Genomic DNA, 14,072 nt, shown 5'->3' with positions numbered 1-14,072 from the left:
TGGACGCCCGACCGCCGTCACCAGGGGCTGGGCTCGTAGTCCTTCAGGAACACGCCGTGCACGTCTTCGCCGGCCTCGCCGCGCACGATCGGGTCGTACACGCGGGCGGCACCGTCGACGAGGTCGAGCGGGGCGTGGAACCCCTCTTCGGCCAGGCGCACCTTCGTGTAGTGCGGGCGCTCGTCGGTGATCCAGCCGGTGTCGACGGCGGTCATCAGGATGCCGTCCTTCTCGAGCATCTCGCCGGCGCTGGTGCGGGTGAGCATGTTGAGCGCGGCCTTGGCCATGTTCGTGTGCGGGTGCCCGGGGCCCTTGTAGCGGCGGGAGAACTGCCCCTCCATGGCCGACACGTTCACCACATACTTGCGGTGCGAATCGGATGCCGCCATCGACGCACGCAGACGACTGATGAGCAGGAACGGCGCCGTCGTGTTGGCCAGCTGCACCTCGAGCATCTCGAGCGGATCGACCTGCTCGATCGACTGCACCCAGCTGTTGACGCGGTTCACGTCGGGCACGAGTCCGCCGGCGTCGATCGCGGTACCGTCGGCGTGCTTCTCGAGCGACGACGACCCGGGAGCCATCGCGAGCCGCGCGAGGTCTTCGGCCGTGAGCGCCTGACCGCCCTGCTCCGCGACCGTGCCACCGAGGGCCGCGACCGAGAGGAGCGGATGCGCGTCGACCGACGCCTGCAGCGCCTGCGGGTGCGGGTCGGCGGTGTGCCCGAAGGTCTCCATCTCGGGAAGCGGTCCGTCGGGCAGCGGCTGCAGCTCGGCATCCGCCAGCAGCGAGTACGCACCCGGCGAGCGGCGCACGGTCTGCGCGGCGTTGTTGATGAGGATGTCGAGCGGACCCTGAGCCGCGACCGAGTCGGCGAGGCCGATCACCTGGGCGGGGTCGCGCAGGTCGATACCGACGACGCGCAGGCGGTGCAGCCAGTCGCCTGAGTCGGGCAGGGCCGAGAAGCGGCGAACGGCGTCGCGCGGGAACCGGGTCGTGATGGTGGTGTGCGCGCCGTCGCGCAGCAGCCGCAGCGCGATGTGCATGCCGATCTTGGCGCGGCCGCCCGTGAGCAGGGCGCGCTTGCCCGTGAGGTCGGTGCGGGCGTTGCGCTTGCCGTGGCTGAAGCGGGCGCAGTCCGGGCAGAGCTGGTGATAGAAGGCGTCGACCTGCGTGTACGGCTGCTTGCAGATGTAGCAGTTGCGGGGCTTGAGCAGCTCGCCGGCGATGGGGGCGTCCACCACGCTGGTGGCGAGGTCGTGACCGCGGGTCTCGTCGTCGATGCGGTCGGGCGCCCCGGTGGCGGTGCGGGCGACGACGGCCTTGTCGGCCTCGGCGATCGCGTCGCGGATCTCCTTGCGGCGCACGCGCTTGACGGCCTTGAACATCGCCGCGGTCGCGTGGCGCACGGCGACGAAGTCCGGGTGCTCGTTGTCGATCTGATGCAGTTCGGCCAGCACGCGAAGAGTCGTGGCGAGATCGTCGGGGTCGACGCCCGGTCCGAGGTCGGGTGCAGCGTCGGAGGGGGCGTCGGTCATTGTGCTGATTTTACGCGAGCGTCCTGGGCATCCGCCCCGCCGCCCCCCCGTGCCGCCCCCCGTGCCGCACGCCCCGCGTTGCCGAGTGCACGGCTTGTCGCCGAGTGCACCGGCTGTCGACGCAGGCAAGCCGTGCACTCGCCAGCATCCCGTGCACTCGGCATGACGCGAGGCGGCGGAAGACGCGGCGCGACATGATGCGACGCGCACGCGGAATGCGCCGCGTCAGACGAGGGCGCGCTGGCGACGGAGCGCGGTCAGCACGGCGCCGTTCGCCCCGGCCCACTCGCCGAGCGTGGCCGGCACGATGGGCGGAACCCGGTGGAACGAGGCGCGCTCGCCGACGTAGCGCGCCGCGAGCGTCACGAGCTGATGCGGCGCCTGCGCGAGGCCGCCGCCGATCACGATGCACCCCGGATCGACGAGGGCGCACAGGGTGAGGATCGCCTCTGCGAGCGCCGACGACGCCCGTTCCACGATCGCGGTGGCCACGGCATCGCCGCTGCTGCTCGCCGCCAGCAGCCCCTCCGGACCGCCCTTTCCGCCGACCGCGGCCCACGCCCGCCGCAGGGCGGGCGCGCCGATGATGGTTTCCAGGCAGCCGCGGCGTCCGCACGAGCAGATGCTGCCGTCGGGTTCGATCGTGATGTGTCCGAGTTCGCCGGCTGAGCCGTGCGCTCCGGGGACGACCTGTCCGTGCGCCACGTGTGCGCCCGCGATCCCGGTGCCCAGCGCGAGCACGAAGACGTCGTCCACACCGGCGCCCGCGCCCCACGAGGCCTCGGCGACCGCGGCGGCGTGACCGTCGTTGATGACGTCGACCGGGATGCCGAGTTCCGCGCTGAGCTGTGCGCCGAGCGGGCGGCCGTCGAGCGCGGGGATGTTGGTCGAGCGCACGACCACTCCTTCCGCCTCGTCGACCAATCCGGGGATCGACAGCACCACGCGTTCGAGGTCGGCATCACCCCGGAGCGAGTTCGCGATGGCGGCGAGCCCGTCCACGGGTGCGTCCTTGGGCGTCGCGTGACGGCCGCGGGCGAGGGGCGTCGGCGGTGCGTCCAGCGAGATGCGCGCCGGCGCGAGCAGGTGCTTGACGCTCGATCCGCCGACGTCGAGCCCGAGCACGACAGGGCCCGCACCGTGCACAAGGGTCGATCGGGTCGGCTCTCCCCCGGTCACGGGGCCATCACCCGGGCGGCCGCACGGGCCTCCCGCCGCAGCGCCTGCTTGTCGGGATCGGGAACCGGTACCGAGGCCAGCAGCCGTCGGCTGTACGGATGCTGCGGAGCCAGGAGCACGTCGTCGGCGGAGCCCGTCTCGACGATCTCGCCCTTGAGCATCACGGCGACCCGGTCGGAGATCTCGTGCACCACGGCGAGGTCGTGGCTGATGAAGAGGCACGCGAAGTGCATCTTCTCCTGCAGGGTGCGCAGCACCTCGAGCACGGCCGCCTGCACCGAGACGTCGAGCGCCGAGGTGGGCTCGTCGGCGATGATCAGCTCCGGTTCCAGAGCGATGGCGCGGGCGAGACCGATGCGCTGACGCTGCCCTCCGGAGAGCTCGTGCGGGTAGCGCGAGGCGTAGTTCGTGGGCAGCTCGACGGCGTCGAGCAGCTCGGCCACGCGGGTGCGGCGTGTGCTCGCCGAAGTCGGGAAGCGTCGACGCTGCACGAGCAGGGGCTCGGCGATGGCCTCTCCGACCGTCATGCGCGGATCGAGGCTGGAACCCGGGTCCTGGAAGATCGCGCCGACGCGACCGCGCAGCGCGCGCTCCCGACGCCCGGAGACGCCACCGCGTCCGACCTTCTCGCCGAACAGGGTGATCCCACCGCTCGACAGGGGCAGGAGTCCCAGTGCCGCGCGCCCGAGAGTCGACTTGCCCGATCCGGATTCGCCGACGAGGCCCAGGATCTCGCCCGGGGCGATGCGCAGGCTCACGCCGTCGAGCGCGAGGAACGGTCGTCCGCCACGGCGGTAGGTGACGCTCGCGGCATCCAGCTCGAGCACCGCGGCGGGAACCTCGGTCTCGGGCTCCCGTTCGATCACGCTCGCGAGGTCGGGCAGCGACGGCACGGCGCTGAGCAGCTTCTTCGTGTAGTCCTCGCGCGGCGCGGTGAGCACCGTGCGGGTGTCGCCCACCTCGACCATGGTGCCGCGGAACATCACCGCGACCCGGTCGGCGATGTCGGCGACGACGCCCATGTTGTGTGTGACGAGCAGGAACGCGGTCCCCGACTCGGCCGCGAGACCGCGGATCAGGTCGAGGATCTCGGCCTGCACGGTCACGTCGAGTGCGGTCGTCGGCTCGTCGGCGATGATCAGCTGCGGCTCGCAGGCGAGGGCGATCGCGATGACCACGCGCTGACGCTGCCCACCGGACAGCTCGTGCGGGTAGCTCTTCGCCCGACGGGCGGGCTCGGGGATGCCCACGCGCCGGAGCATCTCGACCGCACGCTCCCACGCCTCCGCCTTGGAGATGGCGCGGTGGTTGAGAATGGCCTCGGTGATCTGGTCGCCGATCCGCATGCTCGGGTTGAGCGCGGTCATCGGCTCCTGGAACACCATCGAGATCTCGGCGCCGCGCACGGCGTTCATCTCGGCTTCCGCGAGCGGCAGGAGCTCGCGCCCGGCGAGCCGGATCGACCCGGTGACCGTGGCCGAGCGCGGCAGCAGCTTCAGGATGGCCATGGCCGTGACGGACTTGCCCGAACCAGACTCGCCCACCAGCGCCAGCACTTCGCCGGGGCGAACCTCGAGGTCGATGCCCTTCACGGCCTCGACCGACGCGTCTTCGGTGCGGAACGTGACCGTGAGGTCGGAGATCTCCAGCAGTGCGTCGCTCATGCGGCACGCCCCTTCACGTCGAAGAAGTCGCGCAGGCCGTCGCCGATGCTGTTGAAGGCGCAGACGGTCAGCACGATGCAGAACCCGGCGGGGAAGATCAACCACCAGGCACCCGCGTACGTGTAGGTGATGCCGCTGGTGAGCATGGCGCCCCAGTCGGTCGCCGGCTTCTGCAGCCCCATCCCGAGGAACGAGATGTAGGCGACGAGCAGGATGGCGTCGGCGACCTGGAAGGTGGCGTTCACGACGATCGTGCCGACGGTGTTGGGGACGATGTGCTTGAGCACGGCGCGGGAGTGCGTGCCACCCATCGCCCGCAGGGCCAGCACATATTCGCGCGACTTCAGCGAGATCGATTCGGCGCGCACGAGACGAGCCGGGACGAGCCAGGAGACCAGGCCGATCACGCAGATCATCAGCGGGACGCTCGGGCGCAGGATCGCCGAGAGGATCAGCAGCAGGAAGGTCGCGGGGATCGCGATGCCGGCGTCGACGACGCGCATCATCACGGTGTCGACGGCGCCGCCGACGTAGCCGGCGATCGCTCCCCAGAGGGTGCCGATGACGGTGGCGAGGATGCCGGCGGCGAGGCCGATCAGGATCGAGATCTGCCCGCCGACCATGAGCCGTCCGAGCACGTCGTAGCCGACGTCGTCGGTGCCGAGCGGGTGGCCGGGGCTCCCCGGCGGCAGCATCGTGCTGCGCAGGTCGGTGTGGATCTGATCCGTCGGGTGGATCAGCGGACCCAGGAAGCAGAAGAGCAGGAACAGCACGATGGTCACGATGCCGAAGACCGCGAGCTTGTTCTGCAGGAAGCGGCGCGTGCCCCGCTGACGCGGGGTCAGCGTGCGCATCACGATGGTCGTGGTGCTCACGAGAGCTCCTCTCGGGTGCGCGGATCGAGCAGCGCCTGGATGATGTCGGCGAGGAGCGATCCGATGACCGTCGCGAGCGCGATCACCAGGATGCAGCCGATCAGCACGGGGTAGTCGGAGGTCTGCGCCGAGGTCCAGAACAGCAGGCCCATGCCGGGGTAGTTGAAGAGCGATTCGACGACGATCATGCCGCCGAACATGACCGGCAGGTAGTAGCCGAGCATGGCGATCACGGGGGTCAGGGAGTTGCGCACCACGTGGCGGGTGATCACCACGGGCACCGAGGTGCCCTTCGCCCTGGCGGTGCGGACGTAGTCCTCGGAGAGGTTGTCGATCGTGGCGGAGCGCATGTACCGCGAGAACGTCGCGATGATGCCGAGCGCCGCGGTGAGCACCGGCAGCACGAGGCCGGCTGGGTTCGCCAGCACGTCGCCGACGGTCTCACCCTGCGGCGCCTGGGCGGGCACGAGCCGCAGCCACTGGGCGAACACGATCACGAGGATCAGGCCGAGGAAGAACGACGGCGTCGAGTAGACGATGAAGTTCCAGGTGGTCAGCGCGTAGTCCGCGGCCTTGCCGCGGCGCACGGCCTGGAAGATGCCCATCGGGATCGCGATGATCAGTGCGAAGAGCATCGAGATGAGGGCCAGGATCAGCGTCTTCGGAAGACGCTGGCCGATGGCATCCGCCACCGGTCGGTTCAGTTTGAACGAGTCGCCCAGGTCTCCCTGCACGAGCTGCAGCAGGAAGTTGAAGTACTGCTGCCACAGGGGCAGATCGAAGCCGTTCTCCTTGTTGAAGGCGTCGATCTGCTCCTGCGATGCCTGCATGCCGAGGATGCCGGCGGCCGGCCCCTGCGGCATCGCGAGGTGGAGCAGCGCGAACACGATCAGCGTCACGATGAGGATGACGATCCCGCCCTGGCCGACCCGTCGCAACAGGTACCACCAGAACCGCGGGCCGCCGGCCCTCTCCTTCTTCTGCTGCGCGTTCTGCGCTGCTTCCACCACGCTCATGTCACCTGCTCGTTACTTGGTCCAGGACCAACGCTGGGGAAGGAACGACGCGCCCGGGTCCTGGTGGGCGATGTCGAGTCCGTCACGGACGACGGAGACCTGGTACACCGGGTTCGGCATCCACATGACCGGGAGGTCGGTGGCGAGGTACTCGGAGTACTTCTTCGCGATCTCGGGGTCGGTCGAGAAGGCCATCGCCTGGACGAGCTCCTCGGCCTCGGGGTTGTCGTACTGTCCGGCGTTCCACTTGGTGTCCTTCGCGAAGACGCGCTCACCCGTGGCGTACGGCGGGAAGTACCAGCTGCCCGCGGTGCCGAAGAAGACGAGCTCCCACGTGCACGAGCTGCCGGTCTTGCACTCCTGTGCCTGCGTGAGGACGGTGTCGAGCGGCTTGGAGTCGATCGTCATCTTGACGCCGATCTTGCCGAGCGACGACTGGATCTCCGCCATCATGTTGTCGGTCTCCTGCGAGCCGTTCTGCGTGGTGACGACGATCTCCGCCTTGTCACCCGCGGCGATGCCCTCGCCGCACTGGCCCTCGGCCGCGCCGGCTTCGGCGCACTCGAGCGTGCCGTCGGATCCCTTGACCCAGCCGTTGTCGGTGAACAGCTTCTCGGCCTTCTTCAGGTCGAACGGGTACGGGTTGTCCTTCTGCACGTCGGACAGTCCGCTGGAGTCCGCGGTCTGCGGGATGGGACCGTAGTCGGGAGTCGCGGCACCGTGCCAGACGACCTCGGAGATGGTCTCCTGGTCGATGGCGTGCTGCAGTGCCTGGCGCACGTAGAGCTGCTTGTAGAAGGAGCCCTTCTCCGGGTTGGCGAAGTTGTACGGCATGTACGTGATCGACCAGCCGGCCCACGGCTCGATGCTGTAGCCGAGGTCGGTGAACTGCTTCTCGTTCGTGAGCTGCGAGCTCGTGACGTAGCCGTAGTCGACGTCACCCGAGCGCACGACGTTCATCTCGGCGTCGGCCGACGTGAACGGCAGGAACTCGACGTTCTCGATGCTCGGCTTGTCCTCGCCGGTGTACTCCTTGTTGGCGGTGAGTTCCACCAGGCCCGAGTCCGACCAGCTCTTGACCGTGTAGGGACCGGCGACGGTCTTCCACAGGTCGTTGGTGGCGTAGGTCTTCATGTCCTCGGCCTCGGAGAAGAGGTAGTCGAGCACCGCGGTCGCACCGGCCTGGTCGCGGTCATGGTCGCCGATCTCGCCGTCAGCGCTGGTCTTGTCCCAGACGTGCTGCGGCATCGGGTAGATGAGGCTGAGCTGGTTGCCGAGGAGGAACTCCTCGTTGTAGACCTTGTCCATCGTCAGCGAGAACGTCTTGTCGTCGATGGTGGTGAACTCGGTGATGTTGTCGGGCATCAGGCCGGCGGAGTAACCACCGGTCTTCTCGCCGTTGAAGCGCACCAGGTTGTACCAGAACTCCACGTCGCGCGAGGTGACGGGCTCGCCGTCCGACCAGTCGAGGTCGTTCAGCGTGATGGTGATGGTCTTGCGGTCCTCGGAGAATTCGTAGGACTTGGCGGCGGAGGCCAGCTCGTCCCAGCCCATCTCGCCGTCGACGCCGTTGTACTCGAACAGGCGCGGCCACATGGTCGCCTTGATGGCGCTGTTGTGCGTGGCCATCTTGTCGGGCGACGAGATCGGCAGGATCCAGTTGGGTCCGGTGCCGACCTGCAGCGCGAAGCTGACGGTGTCCTTCTCGCCCGAGCCGGTGTCGCCCGTGGCGCCGGCCTGGCAGGCGGTGAGGGCGAGCGTCGCGACGGCGAGCGCACCCAGGGGGGCGAGCAGCCGGCGGCGCAGCGACTGAGATCGCATGTAAACCTCCTTGTTCAACGCCTCGCAACCAAGGCGTTCGTCCGATTTATGACGTACTTTGAATCATGCCCGAACTAAGTTCAGGGCAGAAGACGGTCTTGTTACGTTTAAGTAACTAACTTTCTTCGATTGCGGCGAAAAGCGGCGGAAGCGTGTCAGCCGACCATCTCGGCCGCGAGATCCGGCACCTCATCGAACGCGTCGAACGGATGCATCGGGCGCTGGATGCGGTGGTGACCGAGCCGCTCGAGGTCCTGATCCACCCCGCCCGGAGTGAGAGCGAGCGTCCAGCCGCGCATGATCGCGTACAGCTCGGGCTCGAGGTAGCCGATCTTGGTGACGACGATCTGCGCGGCGACCGGGTCGAGTCCGATCGAGGCGAAGTCGGAAACGTCGTGGTACGCCTTGCGGAACTCCGTGACGATCACGTGCAGGCCACCGACGCGGATGACCGCGATACCGCCGGCATCCACATCGCCCTCGTGCAGGCTGTGCAGCACGCCCTCGACGAGGACCGGTCCGTGCGGGCCGCTGTCGACGCGCGCGCCGACCTCGACCGACACCCGCTCGCCCACGGCGTGACCGCGCAGGACGTCGAGCGCCCCCTTGTCGAAAACCGAGCCGCACAGCGTGACCGGGGCGTCGTCGGCGGTGAGCTCGGGCTTCTGCAGCAGCTGCGCGAGGGTCCAGGTGACGTCGCCCGTGCCGCCGGCGCCAGGATTGTCGCCCGAGTCGCTGATGAAGTACGGGGTGTCGGTGGCGGCGAGGCCGGCCGCGACACCCTCGTCGAGGGTTCCGGGAGGGCCCACGAACTCGAAGTCGTCGCGCACATCCCAGAACGCGCGACCGAGCTCCTCCGCCGCACGCGCGGTCGCCGCGTCGTCGGTGCCGGTCACGACCACGGTCGCGTGGCAGCGCGGCTCGTCGGCCCAGGCATAGCCGATCCAGATCGCGGCGTCGGTGACGCCGGGGCGCGCCTCGATCTCGGGGATGCGGGCGTACAGGCTCTTCGCCGGCTCCACGCGGGTGCTGGTCTTCTCACCGGGGAGCAGGATGGGCACGCGCACCCAGGCGCGGCGCGGGGTGACGCCGCTCTCGAGCGCCTCGACGAGGTTGCGGATCGCGCGGTCGCGGGTCTCCCACGTGTCTTCGTGCGGAGCCAGGCGGTAGCAGGTGATGATGTCGACGTTCTCGATCAGGGTGCGCGACACGTTGCCGTGCAGGTCCATCGACGCCGACACCACGACGTCGGCGCCGATCACCTCGCGGATCGCGGTGATCAGGTCGCCCTCGGCGTCGTCCATGCCTTCGACGCTCATCGCCCCGTGGATGTCGAAGAACAGGCCGTCGAGCTTCTCGCCGTCGGCCACGAGGGCCCGCAGCCCGTCGCAGATGCGCGCCTTGATGCTGTCGTAGACCTCGCGCAGCACGGCGCCGCCGGGGATCGATCGGGCGTAGTAGACCGGCAGCCACGCGGCGCGGTCACGCATGTCGCCGTCGCGCAGGGAGTCGTAGCGGGTGATGAGCTCTTCACCCTCCACGCGCAGGAAGTCGCGCTCACCGGCGCGGTGCGGCGAGAAGGTGCTGGACTCGATGGCCATGCCGGCGATGGCGATGCGCGGGAGCGGGGACGTCTCGGTCATACTCCGAGTCTAGATCGGACCTCGAACCAAAATCAGCATCTTGTTCCGCATGGTCGCGAACTTGAGCCGATAATCGAAGCTACTACGCGGCGGTCGTGCGCAGTTCCTCGTCGATCCTGGCCGGGTCGAGCATCCGCTCCAGCAGCTCCCAGGCCACACCGCGCGCACCGGCGAGCGCGCCGGCTCGGCTCACGCCGATCTCGAGAGCATCCGTCGACATGGGCAGGCAGAGGGTGAAGAGCGCCTGTCGCACGCCGGCGACGAACGCGTCGGCCGTGGCCAGTCGCCCCCCGAGCGCGAGAGCCTGCGGGTTGAAGAAGTTGATGATCGTGGCGAGCACCTCGCCCGTGCGCGCGCCGGCCTCGCGCAGCGCGGAGGTGGCTTTGGGGTGAGCGTCCTGCGCGAGCGCGAGCACGTCGTCGAGGGTCTCCACCGCGACGCCGGACTCGCGCAGCGCATCGACGATCGCCGCACCGCTGGCGACCACGTCGAGGCAGCCGACCCGACCGCACGAGCAGATGATGGGCGGGGCGTTGTGCAGGGCGACGTGGCTGATGTCGCCGGCGACCCCGCGGTACCCGCGGTAGACGGCACCGTCGAGGATGATGCCGCAGCCGATGCCGCTGCCCGCCTTCACGAAGACCAGCTGCTCCTGCTCGCCACCGCGTTCGATGAACTCGCCGACGGCCATGGCGTTCGCGTCGTTGTCGATGAGGAACGGGAGCCCGGTGACCGAGCCGAGCACCTCGCCCACGTCGACGCCGTTCCAACCGGGCATGCGCATGGGCGCCAGCAGGCGCGAGGTGCGCGAGTCGACGGGGCCGGGCAAGCTCATGGCGATGCCCTCGACCGTGAGGCCGCCGTTGTCCTTCGCGAGCGTGCGCGCGCACTCCCACACCTGGTTCACGACGCTCTCGACCCCGTCGAGGAGCGACACCTGCGCGACGGTCGAGGCGACGACCTCGGCACGACGGTCGAACAGCGCCACCGTGGCGTGCTGCTCGCCGAGCTCGACTCCGGCGACCACACTCCCGCCCGCTTTCACCGTGAGCACGCGGGGGCGACGGCCGCCGCGCGACTCGCCCTCGCCGTTCTCCTCGATGTAGCCGTGGGCGATCAACTCTTCGACGCGCAGCGCGACTGTCGAGGGCGAGAGCCCGGTCAGGCGGGCGAGGTCGGCGCGGGACTGGGCCGCCCCGGTGCGCACCAGCCGGAAGATCTCACCCTCGGAATGTACGGTCTGGGTAGCCGGCGCCACGGTGTCCTCGAATCATCTTGTTTCGGTAGTCAAACAAAGATAGCCCCAGGACTGGAGGAGTGTCACCCCCTGCGCGTCACGCGCCGACGCCCGGTTCGACTCCCGGTTCGCCTCCCGCCCCCGCCGAGTGCACGGGATGCTGCCCCGTGCACGGGATCTTGACGCGAACGCGCCGTGCACTCGGCACGAAGCCGTGCACTCGACTCGGCGAAGGGGTGGGGGCGGTGCGGACCGCCCAGGGCGCAGACTGGACGCATGACCGAACCCGACCCGTACCTGCTCGGCCCCGGACTCCTGCCGACGCCCTTCACCGCCGCCGAGATCCGCGATGCCATCGGATCGGGGAAGCTGATCCGGCTGCTCCTGGAGGGGCCCGACGGCCCGCTGGGCGAACACGTCAACCGCTTCCGCGACACGGACGACGAGGGCGCGACCCTCGACCGCTGGGCCGCCGCAGACCCGAAGGCAGTCGTCTCGAACCGGGTGACCTGGGCCGAGCTGCAGGGACATGCCGCCTTCGATGCGGGGACGACGAGCGTGTCGACCGTCACACTGTCGACACCCCTCGGGCAGCTCACCTGCCGCCGGTACGACACCGACGACGGCGTCTTCTGGTTCTCGATCGATCACCCCGGGATGCCGGTGCAGTACGAGTCCGACGGCATGCGGACGACGGTGCTGAGTATCGAGTCGGACTGAATCCGGCACGAAAGGAGGGCGGGCCCGTGCGTACGGACCCGCCCTCCTGATCTCCCTCAGTGTCCGGCGGCGCCGACCACCACGAACTCGTTCGGCACGACGTCGAGGGTCGCCTCGGCCGACACCTCACCGGTGTGCAGGTCGACCGCGAGGATGCGGTCCTTCGCCGGCTCGGTCACGTAGGCGATGTCGCCGACCACGTGCAGGCCCGGGTGCGGCTGCTGCCACTCGGTCGGGCTCTCCCACGGATCGATCACATCCCAGGTGTCGACGAGCTCGCCTGACTCGTCGAGCAGTGACAGGCTGCCGTCGGCCCCGAGCACCACGACGTTGTCGTGCCCGTCGCGCCCGACTCCGCGCCAGGTGTACTCCACACCTTCGGGGAGGTCGACGATCGACATCGTCTGCGTCGCGGTGTCGATGCGCGCGAGCTGCGACAGCAGGTAGCCCTCCTGGTCGGGGTCGGTCTTGTAATCGCCGAAGGCGATCGCGCTGGTGTCGCTCACGTACGCGTTGCCGGTGCGACCGAACTCGTCGGGGGCGTCGATCTTGGTGAACGCGCCGCCGTCGAAGAGCAGCACGCCGTCTTCGCAGCCGAACATCACGACCTCGCCCTTGAGCGCGCCCTCGCCGTGCACGCTCGGGCACTGCTCGTTTCGCGTGAGCTCGGTACCGTCGGCCGCGAGGTGACGGACTCCGCTGCGCGCGTCGGCCGTGCCGATCGTCGAGAGGATGCTGCCGTCGGCGAGCTCGAGCGCCACACCGTGGTGGGCGGCCTCCGAGGTGATCGTGTCCACCTCGGGAAGCGTGCCGGTGCCGACGGCATCCGTGTCGAAGATCCGCACCTCGCCGGTGCCGTCGTCGAACAGAGCCGTGCGTCCGGCATGCGGGACCGCGTGTCCGGCGGCTTCGGCGTCGAACAACTCGCCGGTGAACTCGACGGTGCCGGATGCCAGGCCGGAGTCGAGCACGTGGAACCCGTCTTCCGCGGTGACGAAGACGTGCCCGTCGTGGTCGCCGGCGCCGTTGACGCGCAGGAAGCCGCCGAGCTCGACCTGCCCGATGGTGTCGAGGGTCTCGCCGTCGAGCACGAGCACACCGCCGTCGTAGGTCACGGCGATGCGGGTGTCGCCTTCGTGGTGGTCTTCCGGTGCGGCGCCTGCGGTGTTCTCGGCGGCGGGCCCGGGGGTCGCACATCCGGCGAGCGCCACGGCGGCGATCACGCCGAGGGCGCCGATCGCGAGGCGGCTGCGGGGTCGGGACATGGATCGTCTCTCTTTCTTCTGGGTGGGTGCGCGGGATGCGCGGTGACGACCGGAGTCGTCGAGGGCTCAGCCGACCTGCTGCACGAACCAGGGGTCGAGGTCGGCGAAGGTCCGAGTGACGGTGCCGTCGCCGTGGTCGATCTCGTACACGACGCCGGTCGCGGGGTCGGTCACGTAGGCGTGCCGGGCATCGACGAGCAGCTGCACGCGGTCGCGCAGGGCGGGGTCGGCGACGGATGCCGCCAGCAGCGGTTCCGTGCGGGCCAGCACCGCGCCGTCCGCGGCGAGCACGCGGACGCGACCGTCGGCATCGATCGCGACCGTGCGACTGTCGTCGTCGCCGAGGGCAGCAGCCTGCAACAGCGGCACATCGGAGGGCAGCAGCATCCACTGCCGCTGCCGCACGTCGAGTAGCCAGGCACCCTGCTCGCCCGCGACTCCGGCGAGGTCGGGGCGGTCGGCGCGGCCGGAGAGGCTGCTCGTCGGGGTGGCGTTCACGGGGTACGGGATGGTCTCGGCGGCGATGGTGCCGCCGACCTCGCGGGTGAAGAGCACGGCTCCCTCAGCGCAGGAGAAGACGGCGCCGACGCGGGTGAGGTCGGCGTCAGAGGGGTCGGTGCACGGGACTGCCACACCCGGGACGCGGTCGCCGGCGGGGTCGAGCAGCTCGATCGTGGCACCGGCGGTCGGCACGAGCAGGTGTTCGGCGAGGAACGCCACGGGGCCGGAGGTGTCGGCAGTCACGTGCGGGGCGACTTCGAGCCCCTCGCCGAGGGCGTCGTGGGCGAGCAGGACCAGTTCTCCGCCCGCGAAGGCGACGGTCGCCCGCTGCTCCCCGGCGACGACCGTGACGTCTCCCTCGCCCTCGAGGATTCCGAGCGTCTGCGGGGCGCCCCGGAAGGAGTGCGTGTGATCGCCGTGCGGCACGGTCCAGCGCGCGGAGTCGAACACCTCGACCGCGGTGCCGCCCTCCGTATCGTGCGCGCGGTAGACGAGACGGCCGTCCCCGAAGAGGCCGGCGATGCCGCTGCGGCCTGGCGCGAGGGTCGAGCGCTCTTCGGTGGCGAGGTCGAGGAGCGTGAGCTCGCCGCGCCCGTCGGCGATCACGAGCGCG

11 protein-coding genes are annotated in these 14,072 nt (G+C 69.7%); 1 reads left to right on the top strand and 10 read right to left on the bottom strand.

The annotated features are described in order from the left end of the window. Nucleotides 1–17 precede the first annotated feature (17 nt). The 8 genes from GZ67_RS0106480 to GZ67_RS0106445 form a co-directional block, all read right to left on the bottom strand. Nucleotides 18–1,538 carry an SDR family NAD(P)-dependent oxidoreductase gene (locus GZ67_RS0106480; protein WP_029261402.1) on the bottom strand — a complete coding sequence of 507 codons (1,521 nt, stop codon included), beginning with the start codon at nt 1,536–1,538 and terminating at the stop codon, nt 18–20. Nucleotides 1,539–1,763: 225 nt separating this feature from the next. Further along, a complete protein-coding gene (locus GZ67_RS0106475) occupies nt 1,764–2,717 on the bottom strand; it encodes an ROK family protein (RefSeq protein WP_081859907.1) in 954 nt (317 codons plus the stop codon). After that, nucleotides 2,714–4,381 carry an ABC transporter ATP-binding protein gene (locus GZ67_RS0106470; RefSeq protein WP_029261400.1) on the bottom strand — a complete coding sequence of 556 codons (1,668 nt, stop codon included), beginning with the start codon at nt 4,379–4,381 and terminating at the stop codon, nt 2,714–2,716. The genes GZ67_RS0106475 and GZ67_RS0106470 overlap by 4 nt, the downstream gene beginning before the upstream one ends. Then, nucleotides 4,378–5,256: an ABC transporter permease gene (locus tag GZ67_RS0106465; protein WP_231481714.1), complete on the bottom strand. Its 879-nt coding sequence runs from the start codon at nt 5,254–5,256 to the stop codon at nt 4,378–4,380. The genes GZ67_RS0106470 and GZ67_RS0106465 overlap by 4 nt, the downstream gene beginning before the upstream one ends. Next, on the bottom strand, nt 5,253–6,272 hold the full coding sequence (locus tag GZ67_RS0106460) for an ABC transporter permease (RefSeq protein ID WP_081859906.1): 1,020 nt from the start codon (nt 6,270–6,272) through the stop codon (nt 5,253–5,255). The genes GZ67_RS0106465 and GZ67_RS0106460 overlap by 4 nt, the downstream gene beginning before the upstream one ends. A gap of 12 nt (nt 6,273–6,284) precedes the next feature. Continuing rightward, nucleotides 6,285–8,093 (bottom strand): peptide ABC transporter substrate-binding protein, encoded by a 1,809-nt coding sequence (locus tag GZ67_RS0106455; protein ID WP_029261397.1) that lies wholly within the window; start codon nt 8,091–8,093, stop codon nt 6,285–6,287. Nucleotides 8,094–8,248: 155 nt separating this feature from the next. After that, nucleotides 8,249–9,736, bottom strand: coding sequence for a M81 family metallopeptidase (locus GZ67_RS0106450; RefSeq protein ID WP_029261396.1), 1,488 nt, complete (start codon nt 9,734–9,736; stop codon nt 8,249–8,251). Between the two features lie 82 nt (nt 9,737–9,818). After that, complete coding sequence (locus GZ67_RS0106445; protein ID WP_029261395.1) at nt 9,819–10,994, bottom strand: ROK family transcriptional regulator; 1,176 nt, start codon at nt 10,992–10,994, stop codon at nt 9,819–9,821. Nucleotides 10,995–11,249: 255 nt separating this feature from the next. On the opposite strand from GZ67_RS0106445, the gene GZ67_RS0106440 reads away from it, so the two are divergent. Beyond that, nucleotides 11,250–11,693: a hypothetical protein gene (locus GZ67_RS0106440; protein WP_029261394.1), complete on the top strand. Its 444-nt coding sequence runs from the start codon at nt 11,250–11,252 to the stop codon at nt 11,691–11,693. A gap of 56 nt (nt 11,694–11,749) precedes the next feature. Here GZ67_RS0106440 and GZ67_RS0106435 read toward each other — a convergent pair whose 3' ends face one another. Together GZ67_RS0106435 and GZ67_RS20760 are read right to left on the bottom strand one after the other, a co-directional pair. Further along, nucleotides 11,750–12,958 carry a hypothetical protein gene (locus GZ67_RS0106435; RefSeq protein ID WP_029261393.1) on the bottom strand — a complete coding sequence of 403 codons (1,209 nt, stop codon included), beginning with the start codon at nt 12,956–12,958 and terminating at the stop codon, nt 11,750–11,752. A gap of 66 nt (nt 12,959–13,024) precedes the next feature. Then, nucleotides 13,025–14,072, bottom strand: a 1,048-nt coding sequence (locus tag GZ67_RS20760; protein ID WP_051662387.1) for a hypothetical protein, incomplete at its 5' end; no start/stop codon positions are given.

Source organism: Microbacterium sp. Cr-K20, assembly GCF_000708325.1.
In the GTDB taxonomy this organism is placed as follows: Bacteria; Actinomycetota; Actinomycetes; order Actinomycetales; family Microbacteriaceae; genus Microbacterium.
Note: the sequence above shows the minus strand (reverse complement) of the source record. Positions and strands in the feature narration are given on the sequence as shown.